This is a genomic window from Serratia sp. TSA_198.1 (genome assembly GCF_052686505.1).
This window is the reverse complement of record NZ_JBQZFP010000001.1, coordinates 272,865-293,401: the sequence shown is the minus strand read 5'-3', so window position 1 is coordinate 293,401 and position 20,537 is coordinate 272,865. Positions and strand designations below refer to the sequence as shown.

At 58.1% G+C, this 20,537-nt stretch carries 15 protein-coding genes; all 15 read right to left on the bottom strand.

The genetic code is table 11. From position 1 onward, the window contains the following. Window positions 1-8 precede the first annotated feature (8 nt). Window positions 9-686 (bottom strand): respiratory nitrate reductase subunit gamma, encoded by a 678-nt coding sequence (gene narI, locus ACUTSW_RS01335; protein WP_062871128.1) that lies wholly within the window; start codon window positions 684-686, stop codon window positions 9-11. A 2-nt stretch (window positions 687-688) separates the two neighbouring features. After that, on the bottom strand, window positions 689-1,411 hold the full coding sequence (gene narJ, locus ACUTSW_RS01330; RefSeq protein ID WP_445583492.1) for a nitrate reductase molybdenum cofactor assembly chaperone: 723 nt from the start codon (window positions 1,409-1,411) through the stop codon (window positions 689-691). Continuing rightward, on the bottom strand, window positions 1,408-2,952 hold the full coding sequence (gene narH, locus ACUTSW_RS01325; RefSeq protein ID WP_445583491.1) for a nitrate reductase subunit beta: 1,545 nt from the start codon (window positions 2,950-2,952) through the stop codon (window positions 1,408-1,410). Before narH ends, narJ begins: the two co-directional genes overlap by 4 nt. Beyond that, window positions 2,949-6,716, bottom strand: a complete 3,768-nt coding sequence (locus ACUTSW_RS01320) for a nitrate reductase subunit alpha (RefSeq protein WP_445583490.1) — start codon at window positions 6,714-6,716, stop codon at window positions 2,949-2,951. The genes narH and ACUTSW_RS01320 overlap by 4 nt, the downstream gene beginning before the upstream one ends. Window positions 6,717-6,997: 281 nt before the next feature. Further along, window positions 6,998-8,251 carry a hypothetical protein gene (locus tag ACUTSW_RS01315; protein WP_445583489.1) on the bottom strand — a complete coding sequence of 418 codons (1,254 nt, stop codon included), beginning with the start codon at window positions 8,249-8,251 and terminating at the stop codon, window positions 6,998-7,000. Between the two features lie 50 nt (window positions 8,252-8,301). Then, window positions 8,302-9,204, bottom strand: a complete 903-nt coding sequence (locus ACUTSW_RS01310; RefSeq protein ID WP_445583488.1) for a glycosyltransferase family 2 protein — start codon at window positions 9,202-9,204, stop codon at window positions 8,302-8,304. A 103-nt stretch (window positions 9,205-9,307) separates the two neighbouring features. Further along, window positions 9,308-10,294 carry a glycosyltransferase family 2 protein gene (locus tag ACUTSW_RS01305; protein WP_445583487.1) on the bottom strand — a complete coding sequence of 329 codons (987 nt, stop codon included), beginning with the start codon at window positions 10,292-10,294 and terminating at the stop codon, window positions 9,308-9,310. Window positions 10,295-10,300: 6 nt separating this feature from the next. After that, window positions 10,301-12,187: a carbohydrate-binding protein CenC gene (locus tag ACUTSW_RS01300; protein WP_445583486.1), complete on the bottom strand. Its 1,887-nt coding sequence runs from the start codon at window positions 12,185-12,187 to the stop codon at window positions 10,301-10,303. Next, window positions 12,184-12,927, bottom strand: a complete 744-nt coding sequence (locus ACUTSW_RS01295) for a glycosyltransferase family 2 protein (RefSeq protein ID WP_445583485.1) — start codon at window positions 12,925-12,927, stop codon at window positions 12,184-12,186. The genes ACUTSW_RS01300 and ACUTSW_RS01295 overlap by 4 nt, the downstream gene beginning before the upstream one ends. Before the next feature lies 1 nt (window position 12,928). Further along, a complete protein-coding gene (locus ACUTSW_RS01290) occupies window positions 12,929-13,987 on the bottom strand; it encodes a glycosyltransferase family 4 protein (protein WP_006326041.1) in 1,059 nt (352 codons plus the stop codon). 1 nt (window position 13,988) lies between these two features. After that, a complete protein-coding gene (locus ACUTSW_RS01285; RefSeq protein WP_004945816.1) occupies window positions 13,989-14,894 on the bottom strand; it encodes a glycosyltransferase family 2 protein in 906 nt (301 codons plus the stop codon). Window positions 14,895-15,035: 141 nt separating this feature from the next. Continuing rightward, entirely contained in the window at window positions 15,036-15,884 is an 849-nt protein-coding gene (locus ACUTSW_RS01280) for an ATP-grasp fold amidoligase family protein (protein ID WP_445583484.1), read from the bottom strand. After that, window positions 15,874-17,163, bottom strand: a complete 1,290-nt coding sequence (locus ACUTSW_RS01275) for a flippase (RefSeq protein WP_004945822.1) — start codon at window positions 17,161-17,163, stop codon at window positions 15,874-15,876. The genes ACUTSW_RS01280 and ACUTSW_RS01275 overlap by 11 nt, the downstream gene beginning before the upstream one ends. Before the next feature lie 6 nt (window positions 17,164-17,169). Then, window positions 17,170-19,347, bottom strand: coding sequence for a polysaccharide biosynthesis tyrosine autokinase (locus ACUTSW_RS01270; RefSeq protein WP_445583483.1), 2,178 nt, complete (start codon window positions 19,345-19,347; stop codon window positions 17,170-17,172). Between the two features lie 28 nt (window positions 19,348-19,375). After that, window positions 19,376-20,509: a polysaccharide export protein gene (locus tag ACUTSW_RS01265; protein ID WP_020439216.1), complete on the bottom strand. Its 1,134-nt coding sequence runs from the start codon at window positions 20,507-20,509 to the stop codon at window positions 19,376-19,378. Window positions 20,510-20,537 lie beyond the last annotated feature (28 nt).

Sequence of the window (20,537 nt, the reverse complement as noted above, 5' to 3'; positions counted from 1 at the left end):
TGCGATGCTTAGCGGCGGTTGCGTACCAGTTGGTAACGGCGGGTCAGGTATTCCACCGGCACGCTCCAGATATGCACCAGGCGGCAGAACGGGAACAGCACGAACAGCGTCATGCCCAGTACCATATGCAGTTTAAAGATCGGCGCTACGCCCACCAGGTAGTGTGACGCTCCGGCATGGAAAGTCACCACCGCCTGCGCCCAGGCCACCAGCTTCATCATTTCGCTGCCGTCCATATGCTGGGCGGAGAACGGAATGGTCAGCAGGCCAAGACACACCTGCACCACCAGCAACGTCAGGATCATGATATCGGCAAAGCTGCTGGTGGCACGCACTCGCGCATTGGTCAGACGGCGTTTCAGCAGCAGCGCGCCGCCGATCAGCGTCATCACGCCGCAGGCACCGCCGGCGATCATCGCCAGTTTCTGCTTCACATCGATAGGCAGGAAGGCTTCATACATCCAGTGCGGCGTCAGCATGCCGAGAAAGTGCCCGGCGAAGATGCCCAGGATACCGATGTGGAACAGGTTGGAGGCCAGACGCACGCCTTTTTTGTCCAGCATCTGGCTAGAACCGGCGCGCCAGCTGTATTGCCCGTAATCGTAGCGCAGCCAACTGCCGATCAGAAAAATCGCTCCCGCCAGATAAGGGTAAATATCGAAGAAGAACAGATTCAAAAATTGCATGATTAGCGTCCTTTGGTTCCGGTTAGCGCCTGCGTCAGGTCCAGGTACTGTGGCGCCACGGCGCCGGCAAAACGCCGCTGGTGCGCCGTCTGCTGTGCCGAAGCGCAGCCCTGCTCACCTAAAAACTTGATCTGCTCCTCTTCCCACACCGCGTCCAGCGCCTGCGGCGTGTCGTCCCTGGCCTCACCCGCCACCTGGCTCTCCAGGCTGGCGCTATCGACGCCGGTGCCGGACAGCGTCAGCAACAGATCAAACAGCACCGCATACGGGCTTTCGCGCTGCTGCAACCGGGCGCCGAGCAGCGCCAGAATCGGGGCGATGTCCTGTAACCCTTCAGCGGCCTGCGCCTGGCTGCGGCTGGCGAGATACTCCAGATACAACGGCAGGAAATCCGGCAGTTCGCGGCTGTCGATCTCCAGCCCGGCGGTGCGGTATTGCGCCATCAGATCGACCATCGCCTGACCGCGATCGCGTGACTCGCCATGCACGTGCTCAAACAGCAGCAGCGAGGTGGCGCGGCCCCGATCGAACAGCTCGCAGTATTCGGCCTGTACGTCCAGCAACGGACGGGCGCAGAAGCGGCGAATAAACAAAATCAGCTGCGCGCTGCGGTGCAAATCCAGCTCGTTGGCCGGCTCCAGCGCCTCGATCAGCGCCTTTTGGTGGTCAAACAAGGCCTGCTCCGGGTAATCCAGCAGGCGAGCAATCACTTTCAGGCTAATCATGAGATATCCTCCCGGCGGCCGGTTTTTTGGGTAACGTCGATGGCGTCGATGCGACGGCTGTTGAACAGATTGAATTTACCGTCGCTGCCGTGACAACCGTCGCCAAAACTGAAACCGCAGCCTTTGCTTTCCGGGAAGGCTTCTCGCGCCAGTTCGCGGTGGCTGGACGGGATAACGAAACGGTCCTCGTAGTTGGCGATCGCCAGATAGCGATACATTTCCTGCGCCTGCGCTTCGCTAAGCCCCACCTGCTCCAGCGCGCTGGTATCCACCACGCCGTCCACGGTTTCCGCGCGCTTGTAGTGGCGCATCGCCAGCATGCGTTTCAGCGCCAACAGCACTGGCGCGGTATCGCCGGCAGTCAGCAGATTCGCCAGATATTGCACCGGGATACGCAGGCTTTCCACGTCCGGCAGCACGCCGCTGTGCGCCAGCTCACCGGCATCTGCGGCGGACTGGATCGGCGACAACGGCGGCACATACCACACCATCGGCAGCGTGCGGTATTCCGGGTGCAGCGGCAGCGCCAGCTTCCAGTCCATCGCCATTTTGTACACTGGCGACTGCTGGGCGGCCTCAATCACCCCTTGCGGAACGCCATCCTTCAGCGCCTGAGCAATCACCGCCGGGTCATGTGGATCGAGGAAGATATCCAGTTGGCTCTGGTAAAGGTCTTTCTCATTTTCGGCCGCGGCAGCCTGTTCAATGCGGTCGGCGTCATACAACAGGACGCCCAGATAACGGATACGGCCGACGCAGGTTTCCGAACAGACCGTCGGCTGGCCGGACTCAATGCGCGGATAACAGAAGATGCATTTCTCGGACTTGCCGCTCTTCCAGTTGAAATAGATTTTCTTGTACGGGCAACCGGTCAGGCACATGCGCCAGCCGCGGCATTTATCCTGATCGATAAGCACAATGCCGTCTTCGCCGCGCTTGTAGATCGCCCCGCTCGGGCAGGTAGCGACGCAAGCCGGGTTGAGGCAGTGCTCGCACAGGCGCGGCAGGTACATCATGAAGGTGTTTTCGAACTGGCCGTACATCGCCTTCTGCATGTTGTCGAAGTTTTTGTCCTGCGCGCGTTTTTCGAATTCGCCGCCGAGGATCTCTTCCCAGTTCGGGCCGTTTTCGATCTTCTTCATGCGCTGGCCGGTGATCAGCGAGCGCGGCCGGGCGATCGGCTGATGCTTGCCCTGCGGCGCGGTATGCAGAGTCTGGTAGTCGTAGTCGAACGGCTCGTAATAGTCGTCCAGCGCCGGCACGTCCGGGTTGGCGAAAATCTTCGACAGCAGCCCAACGCGGCTGCCCATGCGCGGTTCCAGTTTGCCGTTGATTTTACGGATCCAGCCGCCCTTCCATTTGTCCTGATCTTCCCAGGCGTGCGGATAGCCGACGCCCGGTTTGCTTTCCACGTTGTTGAACCAGGCGTATTCCATGCCCTCACGGCTGGTCCAGACGTTCTTGCAGGTCACCGAACAGGTGTGGCAACCGATGCATTTGTCCAGGTTCAGCACCATGCCGACTTGCGAACGAATTTTCATTTTGCTTTCTCCTGCCGGCTGCCCTGCGAGTCGTCGTTGCCTTCACCGTCTAACCAGTCGATCCGGTTCATTTTGCGCACCACCACGAACTCGTCGCGGTTGGAACCGACGGTGCCGTAATAGTTGAAACCGTAGGCCAACTGCGCATAACCGCCGATCATGTGGGTCGGTTTCGGGCAAACGCGGGTCACCGAATTGTGGATGCCGCCGCGCTGGCTGGTGATTTCCGAACCGGGAATATTCACGATGCGTTCCTGCGCGTGGTACATCATGGTCATGCCCGCAGGAATGCGCTGGCTGACCACCGCCCGCGCGGTCAGCGCGCCGTTGGCGTTAAAGGCCTCGATCCAGTCGTTGTCCTTGATGCCCAGATCCTGGGCGTCGTCTTCACTCATCCAGACAATCGGCCCGCCGCGCGACAGGGTCAGCATCAGCAGGTTGTCGCTGTAGGTGGAGTGAATGCCCCATTTCTGGTGCGGCGTCAGGAAATTCAACGCCTTCTCTTTGTTGCCGTTCGGCTTCCGGTTCAGCAGCGGCTGCGCGGCGCGGGTGTCGATCGGCGGGCGATACACCAGCAGGCTTTCGCCAAAGGCGCGCATCCATTCGTGATCCTGATACAGTTGCTGGCGACCGCTGAGGGTGCGCCAAGGGATCAGCTCATGCACGTTGGTGTAACAGGCGTTATACGACACATGCTCATCTTCCAACCCTGACCAGGTGGGGCTGGAAATGATTTTGCGCGGCTGAGCCTGGATATCGCGGAAGCGGATCTTTTCATCTTCCTTGTTCAGCGCCAGATGGCGGTGATCGCGGCCGGTAATGTTGCCCAACGCTTCCCACGCCTTGACCGCCACCTGCCCGTTGGTTTCCGGCGCCAGCGACAAAATCACCTCGGCGGCGTCGATCGCGCTTTCAATCTTCGGCCGGCCCATCGCCGGGCCTTCGGTTTTCACGTAGTTGAGTTTTTTCAGGAAATCGACTTCGGTCTGGGTATTCCAGGTGATGCCTTTACCGCCGTTGCCCAGCTTATCCAGCAAGGGGCCCAGCGAGGTAAAGCGCTCGTAGGTGGCCGGGTAGTCGCGCTCCACCACTAAGATGTGCGGCGCGGTTTTACCGGGGATCAGCTCGCATTCGCCCTTCTTCCAGTCTTTCACCCCATAAGGTTGCGCCAGTTCTGCCGGGGAGTCGTGCTGGATAGGCAGCGTCACCACGTCGGTTTCCTGCGCCAAATGCCCTACACACACCTCAGAGAAGGCTTTGGCGATGCCCTTGTAGATCTCCCAGTCGCTCTTGGAATCCCAGGCCGGATCGACCGCCGCCGACAGCGGGTGAATGAACGGATGCATATCCGAGGTATTCATGTCGTCTTTTTCGTACCAGGTGGCGGTCGGCAGCACGATGTCAGAATAAAGGCAGGTGCTGGACATGCGGAAATCGAGCGTCACCACCAGATCCAGCTTGCCTTCGCCGCCGTTATCCAGCCATTCCACTTCCTGCGGCTTGGCAGCGCCCTGTTGGCCCAGATCCTTGCCCTGGATGCCGTTTTCAGTGCCCAGCAGGTATTTGAGCATGTACTCATGGCCCTTGCCGGAGGAGCCCAACAGGTTGGAGCGCCAGACGAACAGGTTACGCGGGAAGTTCTGCGGGTTGTCCGGTTGCTCGGCGGCGAAACCAAGCCGCCCCGTCTTCAGCGCGTCGACGGTGAAATCTACCGGCGTCTGCCCGGCGGCTTTCGCCTGCGCCGCCAGATGCAGCGGGTTAACGCCCAGCTGTGGCGCAGAGGGCAACCAGCCCATGCGTTCGGCACGCACGTTGAGATCGATCAGGCTGCCGCCAAAGCGCGACTTGTCCGCCAGCGGCGACAACAGCTCTTCGGTTGCGACGGTTTCATAGCGCCATTGGCTGGAGTGGTTATAGAAGAACGAGGTGCTGTTCATATGGCGCGGCGGACGTTGCCAGTCGAGCCCGAACGCCAGCGGCAGCCAACCGGTTTGCGGCCGCAGTTTTTCCTGGCCGACATAGTGTGCCCAGCCGCCGCCGCTTTGGCCGACGCAACCGCAGAAGATCAGCATGTTGATCAGGCCGCGGTAGGTCATGTCCATGTGGTACCAGTGGTTGACGCCGGCACCTACGATAATCATTGAGCGGCCACGGGTTTTCTCGGCGTTGTCGGCGAATTCGCGGGCGATGCGGATAATGTTGTGGCGCGACACGCCGGTGATCTGCTCGGCCCAGGCCGGCGTGTAAGCTTTGACGTCGTCGTAATTCGCGGCGCAGTTGGCGTCGTCCAGGCCACGTTCCAACCCGTAGTTGGCCAGAGTCAGATCGTAGACGCTGGTGACCAAAGCTTCGCTGCCGTCCGCCAGGCGCAGACGTTTTACCGGCAGCTTGTGCAGCAGGATCTCGTCCAGCGCCACGCTGTTAAAGTGCTCGCCCTCGGTTTTTATGCCGCCAAAATACGGGAAGCCCACCTCGGCTATTTCGTCATGAACGCCCATCAGGCTCAGTTGCAGCTCCACGTCCTGTTGGCCTTTACCTTCGCGCTGTTCCAGGTTCCATTTGCCCTGCTCGCCCCAGCGGAAACCGATGGACCCTTGCGGCGCCACCAGTTCGCCGCTGCGCTGGTCGATAGCAACGGTTTTCCACTCCGGATTGTTTTCCTGCCCCAGGCCGTCCACCAGATCGGCGGCGCGCAGCAGGCGGCCGGCGGCGTAATAACCTGCTTCACGCGGCTCCAGCACGACCAACATCGGCATATCGGTGTAACGGCGCACATAGTCGCGGAAATAACCGACCTCGCGATCCAGGTGGAATTCTTTCAACATCACGTGGCCCATCGCCAGCGCCATAGCGCTGTCGGTCCCCTGCTTGGGGTTCAACCATTGGTCGCACAGCTTGGCCACTTCGGCGTAGTCCGGCGTCACCGCCACGGTTTTGGTGCCTTTGTAGCGCACTTCGGTGAAGAAATGGGCATCCGGGGTGCGAGTCTGCGGCACGTTAGAGCCCCAGGCGATGATATAAGAGGAGTTGTACCAGTCGGCAGATTCCGGCACATCGGTCTGCTCACCCCAGGTCATCGGCGAAGCCGGCGGCAGATCGCAATACCAATCGTAGAAGCTCAGGCAGGTGCCGCCGATCAGCGACAGATAACGGGCGCCGGCGGCATAGGACACCATCGACATCGCCGGGATCGGCGAGAAACCGATGATGCGGTCCGGGCCGAAGGTTTTGGCGGTATAAACGTTGGAGGCGGCGATCAGTTCGTTCACCTCCTGCCAACTGGAACGCACAAAGCCGCCGCGGCCGCGGGCGACCTTATAGCTCTTTGACTTTTCGGGGTCGGAGACGATAGAGCCCCAGGCATCGACCGGATCGCTGTGCAGCGCCTTCGCCTCACGCCACAGTGCGATCAGGCGTTTACGCATCAGCGGATATTTCAGTCGGTTGGCGCTGTACAGATACCAGGAATAGCTGGCGCCGCGTGGGCAGCCGCGCGGTTCATGATTGGGCAGATCGGGGCGGGTGCGCGGGTAATCGGTCTGCTGGGTTTCCCAGGTCACCAGGCCGTTTTTGACGTAAATCTTCCAACTGCACGAGCCGGTGCAGTTCACTCCGTGGGTCGAGCGCACAATCTTGTCGTGCTGCCAGCGGCTGCGGTAGCCGTCTTCCCAGTCGCGGTTGGTGTTCAACGTCTGGCCATGATCGCCAGAAAAAGGTTCCGCCAGTTGCTTAAAATAGCGGAAACGGTCTAGAAACTTGCTCATCCGGAGTTCTCCTGAAGGCTCTTGTCGTTATAAGAAGACATGCTCAATCTGCCGCCAGCCTACTGAGGCGACAAAGGCGGCAAATTGATTGCGATCAAGGGAATAGAGGGAGATAAACGGGGAAGCAAGCGTGACTACCCCTAAAGTATAATCAGGAGAAGAAAGGCCAGTTTATTGAAAGTAAAAGTAAAAAATGAGGGATTGCGTTTAATGGGAGGGGTAACAAACCGGGCTGGGGTATTTGGGGGTAGGATGCGGGGCAGAGCCCGCATCCGGCAGTATTAACCGAGATCCATTTCGTGCCCTATCCACTCGCCGCTGTCGCGGTTGATAAAGCGCAGATACTGCTCGTACTCTTCTTCGCCGTAGAACAGGTTCAGCAACGGCGTTTTGTAGAACGACTGCCACATTTCCCCCAGCAGGATGGGGCGACGCGGGACATAAATATTCTCGATAAGGTTGTAGCCGGTGGCCATCAGCATGAAACACAAGAAGAAATAATTAAACCGGCCGCGCAGGAAAGAACCCTGGTGGGCGACGTAGTAAAACAACAGGAACACCGACGCCACGCTCGCATAGCGGCTCGCCGCCTGCAATGAGCTGGAACACAGGAAGACAAACACCACCAGCCAGGCCGCAGCGTTTTTGATATCCCCGGCCTGGTTGCGCATCGGATTGCCCAGCATATACCCGCCGAGGAACAGCGCCGGGAACAGGATAATCAGGAAGTTAATCATCCCGTTGGCGTTACCGCTGGTCAGATAGTCGCTGGCATACATGCCCGAGGTATAGACGTCCGAGTAGCTATTGATGCCGGAAATCGTAATATGCGACAGGATAAACGGCAGTGCGAACTTGGCGGTCACCAGCGCAATGGCGCTGAACAATACCGTCAGCGGGCGGTTCAGGCGCATCAGCCTGCTGCACAGGAAAACGCCGACCAGCAGCATGCTGGAAAAGTGGGTCAGCATGGCGAACAGCATCAAGCAGATGGCAAGCGTTTGATTTTTCTTATGGCAAAACAGCGTCATGGCGAGTGTCATCACGGCCATAGAGAAACCAAAGCGCAGCCCCATGGCGATGATAAACGGGTTGATCAAAAACAGCACAGCCACATGCAGCAGAACAAACTGCCGGGGGGAAAACGTCTTGCCGGAGTGCAGCATCACAATATTCAGCGCGCTGAGATAACAGTAAACCGACAGCGCGGTGTAAAGCCCCGGAATGACGAAAAAGGGAATGCCCAGCGTTTTGAAAATGTAAAAGTTGGCATAAAGAACGATGTCCACCTTACCCTGGATCACGTCACCCAGCGTAGTGGCCGAGGTGATGGCCGCGTAATTGGCAAAGTGGCGATAGAGATCCGCCAGCGGCGGGATCTTGATGAAAAAGAAAAAAAAGCACAGCGCTATCAGCAGATAGGCCATCGAGTTTTTCTTTCCTGGACGCAGCGTGGCGATACTCTGTATCAAAGCAAATAGCGGCACCGTCAACAACAGCACGCTGCCGATCACCGTAGAACGTTCAAAGCGCATAATCTTCCTCTGGATGGGTTCGCCCTTCACCGCACATCACACATGGCCCTTCAGAAGGGGACGCCACGGAAAAACAGGTTGCGGATGATATTTTTCATGTAAACCCCGGCCATCAGGCCGCTGTTTACGTAGACAATGCCCTTCAGACCGTACACTACGCCCGCCAACCGGCTCTTGCCGTCGGTGATGATACGCGAATCGATGCAGGTATGCCGCAGACGCATAACCTTGCGCGCCCGGGGCGATATCTGCGGCATCAGCCGCCGCTCGAACAGCATTTTGTTGCGATACCCGATAATGCCTTTTGGGCTGGAGGTAATGCGTTCACCGTCATGGTCGTTATGTACCGCCAGGCGTTCATGCAGCGTACCGATGCGCGCCCCGGCCGCCAGCAGCCGATACAGGAAAATATGGTCCTGGTAGCGCGGGGTGTTGAAAAAGCCGCGCACCGCAATCGCCGCGCTGCGCCGCATCATGATCATCGGCGTATAGGCTACGCCGGCCAACATAAAGTCTTCCAGGCCGTCGCAACGGGCGCGGTAATAATGGTCTGCGTTAATCTGGCCGTTTTTCAGAATATCCATATCGCACAGGCTGACGTCATAATCGCTCTGGCGCATAAACGCCAGTTGGTGGGCAATCTTCTGCGGATGGTAGTAATCGTCGTCATCCAGAAAAGTGATGTACTCCCCGCTTGAACGCAGGATCCCGCTGTTGCGCGCCAGCGCCCCGCCGCCGTTGTGCCGACGCGGATAATAGATAATCTGCCCCTTATCAATATAGCCTGCCAGGCATTCGCGGGTTGCCAGGCGGTGCGCATCGCCTTGCGGGTTGTCGTCCACCACGATGATTTCCAACGCGCGGTGGGTTTGCGCCAGCACGCTGTCAATGGCGCGCGTCAGCAACTCGCTGCGGCCATAGGTGGGTATGATAACGCTGACTTTGATGTCCATGGTCTTATTCTGCCTGTAGGGGGGCGAATACATTCACCCCGTTTAACATGGGCGCAGCATGCGGCGCCCCTACTCGATCCGGGAATGGGCAAATACAGCGCCGCTATCCGCGCAGGCTATAAAGCCGGGCCATCAGGTAGTAGGCCAGCGGGCTGCGATAGAACAACCGGTTCTTGCGGCTCAGCAGTTTGCGTTCCTCTGCGCGCAAACCGGAATAGCGGCGTTTCAGTTCGCCGGTTTCCCGCAACGCGTCGCGCAGCCCGAAAAAATCCAGCCCCACCAGCAAACGTGCCTTCAACGTGGTGACATAAAGGATCGAATACAGCCCATTCCCCGTTCCCTGGAGCCGCCCGCTGTCGGCGCCGGCGATCGCATAATCCAGGTCATCCAGATCGCGCCGCTTTGGCGCACGCGTAATGCCGTTCGGGTTGGCACGGTATCCCACCAGCGGCGTATCGCACATCACGATGCGTTCCGCCTTCAGGTACAGTTGCGGGATTAGCTGAATATCCTCAAAATTGCGCCCCTGCGGGAAACGCATCTCGTCGAATAACGTTTTGCGGTAAATACGCGCCCAGGCAAACCACATGCTGCGATTGAAGCTGTCCGCCAGCAGCGCCATGTGCGTGTCGCGATCCTGCGGGGCGGCATTGCCGGGCACGATGGCCAGGGTGCAGTCCGGCTGGATTTGGCCGTTGTTCATCACGGAAAATCGCTGGGCATTGAAAGCCACGATGTCCGCCAGCGGGTTATCCGCCAACAGCCGGCCCAGAATGCTGAAATACCCTTCCAGCAGCACATCGTCGGAATCCAGGAAACCGACATGTTGCCCCTCGGCATGCGCAATGCCGCTGTTGCGCGCCTCGCTCAGCCCCTGGTTATGCTGCCGCAGAATGCTGACCTGCGGTTTCAGTTGCGGGTAACGGCACAACACCTCTTCGGCAATGTCGATGGAGTCGTCCGGGCTGCCGTCGTCCACAATGATCACCTCCGCCCAATCAGGCAGTTGTTGCAGTACCGAGCAAAGGCACGCCTCAATGTAAGCCTCGACCTTATAGACCGGAATAATCAGGCTCAGGGTGGTTTTCATGATCGGTTATCCTTTCTTTTCTGTTTGACGTTGCACCTCTACCGCGCTGCTGCCCATCGACGACAACTGCGCGTCGATCTGCGTCTTCCCTTGCGCTCGCCAGCCCGCAGGCAGATCGAAACGCGCCGACATCGGCCGATAGTAAGGGTTGGCGATCAACACCAGACCGCGCTCGCCGTTGATAAACAGCCGCGCCGGGATGGCGGTATTGTTGCCCTGCAGCAAGACGCTTTCGCCAGACAGCAGGTAGGGGTTAAAGCTGACAATCTGCTGCGCTACGCTGGCCACGCCTCGCCAAACCGCATCGAACTCCCGCTGGCTGAAGCCGCCGCGTTGGCGCTTGTAGAACAAGTCGGTATAGGAATAAAACAAGATGCCCTTCGCGCCGCCAATCAGGCCCAGCCAGGCCTGATTGCGCATCTCCGCCTCAGTGGGCTGGCGCGGTTTGCGTTTTGGCGCGTAAGCGGCGTGATCCATGATCTGCATCACCAGCCAGGCACCCTTGACCTGGCGCGCCACCTGGCTGGTGATACGCGTGTATTCCAGGGTTCGCGTCAGATCGGCATCTCTGCCGACCGGGTAAGGATCGCTGGCCAGCACGTCCGAACTGTTGAAATAGGCGTTAAGCGTGCCGGTCTTGTCCAGCACCTGGAACGTCAGGTGATCCGGATCCAGTCGTTTCACCTGCAGGTGTTTTTCTTCAATCTGCGGCACATACTCCGGCCCCAGCTCATCGTTGATGTACCAGGCAAGCAGGTTCGGTTCATGTTTGAACTTTTCGACGTAATTCGCCGTCAGTTGCGGGTAACTCAGTTTGGTTTGCGGCGCGAACCGGGTGCCGGGATACAGGTCTTTCAGCGAGAAAATCACCTGCAAACCATATTGCTGCGTTTTGCGGAAATAACGGTTCGGATCGCCCACGGTGCCGTAGTTGTAATTCAGCAGCGTGTTGAAACCGGCATCGCGGATACGCGCCAGGTGCTCATCCGTCGCCATCTCACCGTACATGTAAATGCCGAGCGGGAAGAAACGCTTCCCCTGTTTCAGGGTATAGCCCTGCGCATCCAGCGCCACTTTCGGTTGCGGGCGGCCGACGCTGATCGGCATCTCGCTGCGCTGGCTGCGCTGAGTCGCCACGTCCGTCACCTGCTGCTGCAGGCGGTATTCCCCGGCGGCCAGCCCGGCCGGCAGCGTGAACTCTACCTGCTGTTTCCCTTCAATGCGGTAACGGCGGCTGTCGCTTTTCACGGCGGCACTTTTTCCGTCGACCAGCGTGCTGTCCACTTGCACCTGCTGCGGATCCACGACCTCGATCAGGCTCGATGCCGCGCCGTTGCCTGCGCGCATCTGGTACAGCGCCGGCGCAACCGGCTGCCGACAGGCGTAAACGTCGTCAAACCAAGCGCTGCCGGTCGTACCGCGGCGCAGATAAACCCCCAGCACCACCTTTACCGCCCGCGCCGGCACCCTGAAATCGCCGGTGACCGGTTGCCAGCCGCTGGTGCCCAGCACGCCCTGCGGGTAGCTGCCCGCCAGAAAGCGCCCCTGATCGTCGTAGCTTTCGACAAACACCGTTGCGCCCTGGTTGTCGCCCTTGCCCTTCAGGTTCTCGCCGCGCACCCAGGCGCCGAAAGCCAGCTGTTGGCCCGCTTTGACCGACAGCGTCTGCAACATGTTGTGATAGTTGGCCGGATTGTGGTTTTGATAAAACAGGCTGGCCTGGCCGGTATGGCCGCCGGACACCACCTCTGCGGAAGCCAGCGACCAGCCCGCACCGCCTTGCTCAAAGCCGGGGTTAGCCAACAGGTTGTCGCTGCAAGGCGCGGCATGGGCCTGCACGGCCAGCCCGACGCCCGCCAACAGGCAGGCGAAAGAGAGCTTGCTGATATTCATTGTCGTTTCATCACTGCGCTGTACAGGTAGGAGAAGAACAGGTAGCAGGACTTCTGGTAGGACAGCCCCAAATGGCGACGATAGATTTGCCACTGCCAGTCCGCCGCCTTGATTTTGTTGCCCGACAACGAGTGGGCGGAAAGACGGTAAAAAGCCAGCGGTTCAGGAATGCAGTACGCCAGACGGTTGCGCGCTTTTTCCAGCACCGACAGCCACATCACATAATCCTCATGCCCTACCTTGCTCTGGTAGATCTTGCCCACCCGGCGCTGGTTGTACATGCCGGTCAGGTTGCCGATCCAGTTACTTTTCAGCATGTCCTTGTAGGCGATAATCTCGCCTGCGCCACGGTAGTTTTTCACCAGCGCCGGATCATTTTCGAAGGTGTAATAATGCGAACACACCACGTCGTAGCGGTTGGTCTTCAGGACGCCGACCTGGCGCGCCAGCTTGTTTTCGCGCCAGACGTCGTCGCTGTCGCAGAAAGCGATATAGTCGCCGCGCGCCGCCTCAATGGCGATGTTGCGGGTTTCGGCCACGCCCTGGTTGGTGTTGTTGCGAATGTAGGTCAGACGATCGTGAATGAAGGGTTTAACCACGTCTGCGGTGTTGTCCGTCGAAGCATCGTCGATCACATACAAATGGTAATCCTGATAAGTCTGGTTCAACACACCCAGGATCGACTCTTTGATAAAACCGGCGGCGTTGTACGCCGGCATGATTACTGACACCTTTTCCATCTTAACCTCCAGCGATAAGCTGTTGCCATTGGGGATATATACGTTCAGGGATGTACTGTTGCGCCCGCTCCAGCGAATGCAGGGAGAAGCGCTTACGCAACTCGCCGTCAGCGATCAGCGCCAGGGTGCGTTGGCTAAAGGCAGCGATATCGCCTTCCGGCACCAGATAACCGTTGCCGCCATCGTCAATCAGCTCGGCGGGGCCGGTCTGACAGTCAAACGCCACCAGCGGCAGGCCAAAGCTCATCGCTTCAATCAGCACCATCGGCAGCCCTTCATAACGGGACGTCATCAACAACATTCCGGCCTGCCGGTAGTGACTGGCGATATCCGGAGTCGCCGGCAACAACTTCACCTGTTCGCCAAGGCCGGCTGCATCGATTTGCCGCTGCAATGCGGCGCGATCCGGGCCGTCGCCGACGATATGCAACTGCCAGCCCGCCGCTTGTTGCGCCGTCCGCTGCCAGGCCGCAATCAAGCGGTCAAAGCCTTTCTGGTAACACAGCCGCCCCACCGCCAACGCCACCGGCTGCGGCTCCTGCTGCGGCGGCCGTATCGGGAACGGCGAGACGTTCTCGATCACCCGGCATTTATGCTCGGGCACCCAGCGGCTGATAGTGGCCAGATCTTTCTTGGTCAGCAGCACGGTGTGGTCGCCCAGCCGATAGACCAACACCTTCAGCCACTTCATCGGCCAGGCATACTGATGGAAACTGACGTGTTCGCTCAGCAGCAAGCGGCTATGCGGGCACAACAACCGCAGATACGGCACCATGATCGACGAGAGTTTGCCCATAGATACGGTGACTATCACGTCATAGCGCCCGCGCCGCAGAAACCGCGCCAGCCGCCAGGGCCACAGCGCGGACCTGCCTGACATGAAGCGCAACTTAACTTCTGGCTCGAGCGGGTAAAACGCCCGATCACCGCTGATCGACACCAGATCCACCTGATGGCCCAAACGCGCGGACAGCGCGTTGGCCAGGCTGCTGGCTACCCGCTCGGTACCGCCTTTTTCGGCGATGTTCTCAATCACGATCGCTACTTTCCGTTGTTGCATGTCATCTCCGAAACCCCTCACGGGCTGTGCGCAACAGGCGTCCCCCTAACGGAAACAGCCCCAGTCTGGCCAGGCAGTCGCCGTACAGTTTGATCGCCTTGAACTTGCTGCTCAGAGCGTGATGCTCCGCGCGCGATGAGTAATAGTTGAACGCCTGCAGATTCTCGCTGTACAACGAAGCCAACAGGTGTTTGCTGGCAAACCCGCTGATATAGCGGCCGCTGGCGTTCAGGTAAGCGTCAATAAACTGTTCACTGGCGTCGATGTTCATCCGGCTGCGATCCGTCGCGGCATCGCCGCAACGGATGAACACCCCGAGCCCCTCGTCAAAGGCCACCCTGGCGCCCAGATTGGTGGCATTGACCAAAAACCCCCAGTCCTGGTATTTGTAAAGGAACTCGGGAAACAAAAAACGCCGGTCATCTTTTTTACGCAGGCTGATGGCGGAAGTGCGAATATCGCCCATATCGAGAAATAAAAAATCCGCCCCAGTCGCCCCCTCTTTGTAATCAAATCTATAGCTGCGGATATTCTTGTCATTCACCGTGCTGTAATTGCCGAAAACAATGTCCAGCCGGGTATCCTGGTGGCGTTTCAGCCGGCGAATAATATAATTGGTGCTGAAGAAATCCTCCGGTTCCAGAAAGAAAACCACCTCTGCACGCGCCAGGCGGAAGCCGGTATTACAGGACGCCGCCGTGTTACTGCGCACTTTATTTTCATGCAGGCGCGCCCGACGATTAGCGGCCAATAAACTGCGCATTTTTTCCAACTCTTCTGGTTCTGATGCATCATCAACCACAATAATTTCATAATCGAACCCGAAACAGGCGTTGGTCATACGGACTAATGTTGCGGCCAGACTGGCTGAATTATTAAAAGCGGGCATGACAATTGATAAGTCCATTTACTACCTCAACAATATATTATCATCTGGCAAAACAGTGGTAATGCCAGCGGAATAGTTTGTTATCCCAGCATATCCTTGCCCGGTTATTCCCCCCCATCCTGCAGCGATTAAAATACGCGCAGCCTACCGGTCATTTAATTAATCCTGAAAATAACTGCCCCACTCCTGTTCAATGGTTTCTGGCATCAGCCTTTGCAACCCGGCCCCCGGGGTAAACGTCAGTTCGCCAAAATAGATACGCTCTTGCACCTGATAAAAATCCACGCGCACATAAGAGAACTGCTCCGCCATCTGCCGTGCCAGGAGCAACATTTTCTCCAGCCTGCTGGGTTTATCCATGGGCACTTCACTGTTTGGCACGCCCATGCGGATCTCGGTGCGGTTCCAGTCGGCGTCAAAAAAATCTCGCCGATGATCAATAAAGCGCTGATAATCTATCTGGATGAAAAACCGAATATCTCCCCCCTGATTAAAGCAGTGGATCTTGATATCATTCGGCGTTTGCCCCTCTTCCAGCAGCATTTTCTCGACCATGATGCACGGCGGGATATCCTTATAATGACGTTCGCGGTAAACCTGATAAAAACTCTGCCGCAGCCAGCTGTTGGTTAACACCCGTAACTCATTGAAGCTGGTTTGGCTTTTATCGAACACCAGTTTGTTATAACCGCTGCCGTGGTTTGCCTTGATCACGAAGGCGTCAGGTAATGCCTGATACATTTCCTCGGTTAATTGATTACCGTGCGCATAAAGATCGATCAGGTATTCTTTCCCCCACAGCTTTTCAATATAGTCGCGCACCCGATATTTGTCGGATAGCTGAGTATATATCGCCAAAGGATAGACCTTCCTGCGCATTAATTTTTCACTATATCTTTTCGGCTGCGACAAATGCGGTATTTTCCGAAAAAACAGAGCGTATTTTAACTGATGATATAACGCGTCGGGCATATTACGGTAAAAACCCTTCACCAGATTATTTAACATAAATTTCTCGCACCTTCCCTATTAACTGAGGTAAACAACGGTAGCAGGTCAACTGCAATCTCGTAATTTGCCCTCTTCTGAAGAAGCCATTAAGTACAAAGAATGAAATAAACTCCGTTATCAGGGTTGAAACCGCCGCACCTACTATGCCGTAACGCGGTATCAACGCCAGATTCATCAGCACGTTGGCCAACGCGGCCAGCGGCATTTTTATCGCTATAAATCGATAGCCCCCAAACAGCACTATCGCCCGATAGGACACGGTGCCCATCACCGAGAACAACGACGTCACCGAACACAGCGCCAAGATGGTGGCGGTTTCGCGGTAGCTGTCGCCAAACATCAGCGCCACGATCGGACCCGGGAACAACGACAGCAGCAAGATCACCGGCATGGAGAGCGACAACACCACCAGATACAGCAACCGGATACGTCCTTCCTGTTCGGCCAATGAGCGGGCATTCGCCACGCCCGGCATCATTGAGGTGATCAAGGCAATGGGGACGAATATCCATCCCTGGCTCAGGGTAATCGCCGCGCTGTACAAGCCGACGCTGTGCTCGCCCAGTACGTTGCCGATCATGATCTGATCGATACGCGTGTAGACGACGATCGACAACCCGGAGACCGCCAGCGGCAAACCTACCTTTAACAGATAACGACCATAGCGCCGCTTGTGACGCCCGCTGATCGCCCGCATACCGCCCTGCTCGCGGCGAAACAGCACCCAACGCACGGCGTACGGGATCAGGCTGCTCACAACATAGGGCACGGCAAACCATTCCAACGGCAATTTGGCATGCACCAGCGCCAGCCGCAGAATGATTGACAGCAACAGAGCCAGGTTGTTGATCAGCGTGTTCAGCTTCGATTTCAACAGCGCGTCGTAATAAATCTTGTAGACGTCCTGAATAGAGAAATACGCGCTGGCGAGCATCAACAACATCATGATCTGACTGGTACGATCCTGCGTCAGCACAGCCCAGGCCATCAGCGGCACGGCGATCAGCGCAAAAAGCTGGCGCCGCAAACGCATCGAGGCCATCATCAGCCGAATACCGCTGCGCCGCCGCTTGGCGACGCGGTTGAACAACACCGCATCCGCCCCCAGTTGTACCAGCGGCACGGCAATGGCGATCACCGACAGCAGATAGTTAATCAGACCGTATTGCGCCGGCCCCAGATAACGCGCTACGTACACCGAAACGAAAATCCCCGAAAGGCTCAACGATATCCGTTCCAACATCAGCCACAGGGAGTTCATCAGCATCGCTTTCATGCGCGATTACACCTTTTCCTGATGACTGGGGTAAGCAAAGGCGTAGTAGCCGGCGTCGGTGGCGGTTTTTTTCACCATGCCGTTCAGGATCACCCCTTTAATCGCCACGCCGTTCTGCTCGAAACGACGCATGCTAGTTTCGATCTGCCGGACGGTGTCGACCTCAAAACGCACCACCATCAGCGCAGTGCCGACATGGTGACCCACGATGGCGGCGTCGGTCACCGCCAGCACCGGCGGCGTGTCGATCAGCACCAAATCGTAGTTCTGCCTCGCCCACTGCAGGAAGTCGGCGAAACGCTGATGCATCAGCAGTTCGGACGGGTTCGGCGGCACCTGGCCACGCGGCACAAAATCCAGATTGGCGATAGCGGTTTTCTTCACCGACTGATCTGGCGCAATCAACCCGGACAGCATGTCCGACAACCCGCCCTTGGCGCTGTTGTTGAACCAACGGTGCAGGAATCCTTTGCGCATGTCTGCGTCGATCAGCAGCACCCGTTGGCCCGCCTCGGCGATCACCACCGCCAGATTGGTGCTGGTGAAACTTTTCCCGCTGGCGGGGCTGGCGCCGGAGACCATCAGGATATTGTTTTTGGCCTCCATCATGGCGAAGTGCAAACTGGTGCGCAGGCTGCGGATGGCTTCGACGGACAAATCCCCCGGTTCTTCCCTGGCCAGGATCGGCAGCTTGTCACCGCCATTTTTGACCAGTAGCTGCTGGTGAGTGCGGTTACGTTTTTGCTGCCACGGCGACAACGGGACCGTGGCATACACATTGATACCGCGCTTTTCCAACGCCTCGGTGTCACTGACGCCCCGCTGGAGCGCCGCGCGCAATACCACGATCGACGCTGACAGCACGCCCCCCATCAACAACGCGAAGAGCACGATCATCGCTTTTTGCGGTTTTACCGGCCGCAGACCGCTTTCCGCCTCATCGATAATGCGGATATTGCCCACGGTGCCCGCTTTGCTGATGCTCAATTCCTGCTGCTTGTTCATCAGTTGCATGTATACCTGCTGATCCACCTGCACATCGCGGGTCAGACGCAGAATTTCCTGCTGCGTTTTCGGCAACGTCTGCACCTGTTTGCCGAGCCGCGCCTTTTCCGCCTCCAGCGTGGCGCGCTTTTCCAGCAGTGCGCGATAGGCCGGATGCACGCGGGTATAAAGCTTGGAGATTTCCGCTTCTTTGAAGGTCAGCTCATTCAACTGGGCCTCCAATTGAACCTGAGTATCCAGCACCGATTTGGCTTCCAGCGTCAGGTCCACCGAGTCGTTTTGCTGACGGAACTGGTTGAGCTGATTCTCGGCGTTGTTGAGCGACGTCTGGGTGCGCGGCAGCTGTTCGTGCAGGAAAGCCAGCATGCGCTGCGCTTCCTCGGTTTTGCGATCCACATTCTGTTGCAGGTAGTTATCGGTGATGCTCTTGAGCACCGCTTCGGCGCGCTGCGGATCCTCGCCGGCCAGGTTGAACGTCATAATGCCGCTTTCCTTGCCGCCAGGGGCAACGTCAAGCAGGTTGCGAAGATCGTCCACCGCCTGCTGGCGCGGCACGTTGACCACGCTAAACTCAGTGCCCGGCAATGCCTCCAGCGCAGTGACGTTCATCGCCCAGGCCCCCTGCTTCAGCGGTTGTCCGACGGTGCCGCTAAACAAGTTCTTCCCATCATGGCTCAGGCTATAATGTTGCTTATCCTGCACGGTCAGGGTCAGTTCCTGGCCCTGCATCGCCGCCGGCACCGTCATCCCCGAGATGAGCAATACCGGTGGCGGTTCGCCGCTCAGGCGGGCCAGCCCCTTGCCGAACAGCGGAAAGTAATCCGGGCTGATGCGCACCGTCAAACCGAGATCGTCCACGGTTTTGCCAATCACGTAACGTGATTTCGCCAGCGAAACCTCATCTTGCGTCGCTGAATTCTGACCCATCGAACCCATCGAGTTGTCCAGCGTCTCGCGCAGCAGCGAATCGCCCGAAAGCTGTTTTTCCACCTGCACCAGCGCGGTCGCCTGATAGATAGGCGTCGCCATCAAGGCATAGGCACAGCCCAGGACACCGGCGACGCCGGTCACCAGCAAAATGCGCCAGCGATTATCCCACAGCGGGCCAATCAGCCGTTCCCAGTCCAGTTTCTCGTCCTGCTCGGCCATCACAATCGGCATTGCATTATTCTTCATCATCGGTGTTCCTTAAGTCAGCGTGGCGGGGTTACCAGTTACGCACCCGCAACGTGGCCTCGCTGAGGTCGTTAAAGCTGGAAATCGTCGGTACCAGCTGGCTTATCAAGCGGTTCCAGCGCGCAATCGGCGCTGCGGTGACGTACACCACGTCGTAAGGTTCCAGCTGAAATTCTGTGCCCATCGCCAGTGCAGCAGCATCAGACAGGTCGAACTGGTACAAAGACGCCAGCCGCTGCGGCTGTTTGCCGCCGTTCGGGCGGATCACGAACACGCCGGTGGCATCGGCCACCGTCTGGCTGATACCCTCTGAACTGCCCAACGCCTCCGTCAAGGTCATGCCGCTGCGGTCCATTTTCAGCGTCGCCTGTTTACCGACCTCACCCATCACAAACACCTTCAACTCGTCATTGCGCGGCACATACAGAATGTCGCCCGGCTGCAGCAGTTGGTTCTGGCCGGTATCGCCGCGCTGCATCAGCGCCTGCAGGGAGATGGGCTGTTCCTTGCCCTGGTGAGTCAGCACCACGTTGCGCCAGTCGGCGTTGTCCGTCAGGCCGCCGGCGGCGTTAATCGCATCGAGAATCGTCAGCGGCACGTTGGTCACCGCCTGCTGCCCTGAGGTTTTCACTTCGCCGGTCACATACACTTTCTGCGAGCGGAAAGCGGCAATGCTGACGTCCACCTGCGGGCTTTCCACATAGCGTGCCAGCCGGTTGGCGATCTGATTGCGTACTTCGGTGACGGTTTTTCCCACCACCTGCACCCGGCCGATATACGGGTAGAAGATCGCCCCGTCGGCATGCACCCAGTTGCCAGTATCGCTGGCGCTGCGGTATTGGCCGGCAGGCGTGGTCAGTTCCGGATGGTCCCAAACGGTGACGTTAAGCACATCGCCGACGCCGATGCGGTATTGGTAACTCTGCAAGCGCTGGTCCAGCGCCGGGTTTGGCCGGGCCACCGGCTCCACGCGGCGCATTTTTTCCAGCAGCATCGGCGTTACGCGGTACACCTGGACCTGCTTATCCAAATCGAAGTCTTCATCCTGCTGGGTGACTTTGGCTTTCCCTTGAGTAGGCAGGTGCGAACCTGGAAATGTCGTGCAGCCGCTAAGCAACGCGGTGGACAACACCAGCGGCATCAAATGAGGTAAGTGAAGGTTCATGACAGTACCGTGAAAAAACGGGCCGCCG

Bases quoted from the DNA above. Each gene is read 5' to 3' on its own strand.
- narI (WP_062871128.1), bottom strand. From the start codon at position 686: ATGCAATTTTTGAATCTGTTCTTCTTCGATATTTACCCTTATCTGGCG.
- narJ (WP_445583492.1), bottom strand. From the start codon at position 1,411: ATGATTAGCCTGAAAGTGATTGCTCGCCTGCTGGATTACCCGGAGCAG.
- narH (WP_445583491.1), bottom strand. From the start codon at position 2,952: ATGAAAATTCGTTCGCAAGTCGGCATGGTGCTGAACCTGGACAAATGC.
- ACUTSW_RS01320 (WP_445583490.1), bottom strand. From the start codon at position 6,716: ATGAGCAAGTTTCTAGACCGTTTCCGCTATTTTAAGCAACTGGCGGAA.
- ACUTSW_RS01315 (WP_445583489.1), bottom strand. From the start codon at position 8,251: ATGCGCTTTGAACGTTCTACGGTGATCGGCAGCGTGCTGTTGTTGACG.
- ACUTSW_RS01310 (WP_445583488.1), bottom strand. From the start codon at position 9,204: ATGGACATCAAAGTCAGCGTTATCATACCCACCTATGGCCGCAGCGAG.
- ACUTSW_RS01305 (WP_445583487.1), bottom strand. From the start codon at position 10,294: ATGAAAACCACCCTGAGCCTGATTATTCCGGTCTATAAGGTCGAGGCT.
- ACUTSW_RS01300 (WP_445583486.1), bottom strand. From the start codon at position 12,187: ATGAATATCAGCAAGCTCTCTTTCGCCTGCCTGTTGGCGGGCGTCGGG.
- ACUTSW_RS01295 (WP_445583485.1), bottom strand. From the start codon at position 12,927: ATGGAAAAGGTGTCAGTAATCATGCCGGCGTACAACGCCGCCGGTTTT.
- ACUTSW_RS01290 (WP_006326041.1), bottom strand. From the start codon at position 13,987: ATGCAACAACGGAAAGTAGCGATCGTGATTGAGAACATCGCCGAAAAA.
- ACUTSW_RS01285 (WP_004945816.1), bottom strand. From the start codon at position 14,894: ATGGACTTATCAATTGTCATGCCCGCTTTTAATAATTCAGCCAGTCTG.
- ACUTSW_RS01280 (WP_445583484.1), bottom strand. From the start codon at position 15,884: ATGTTAAATAATCTGGTGAAGGGTTTTTACCGTAATATGCCCGACGCG.
- ACUTSW_RS01275 (WP_004945822.1), bottom strand. From the start codon at position 17,163: ATGAAAGCGATGCTGATGAACTCCCTGTGGCTGATGTTGGAACGGATA.
- ACUTSW_RS01270 (WP_445583483.1), bottom strand. From the start codon at position 19,347: ATGATGAAGAATAATGCAATGCCGATTGTGATGGCCGAGCAGGACGAG.
- ACUTSW_RS01265 (WP_020439216.1), bottom strand. From the start codon at position 20,509: ATGAACCTTCACTTACCTCATTTGATGCCGCTGGTGTTGTCCACCGCG.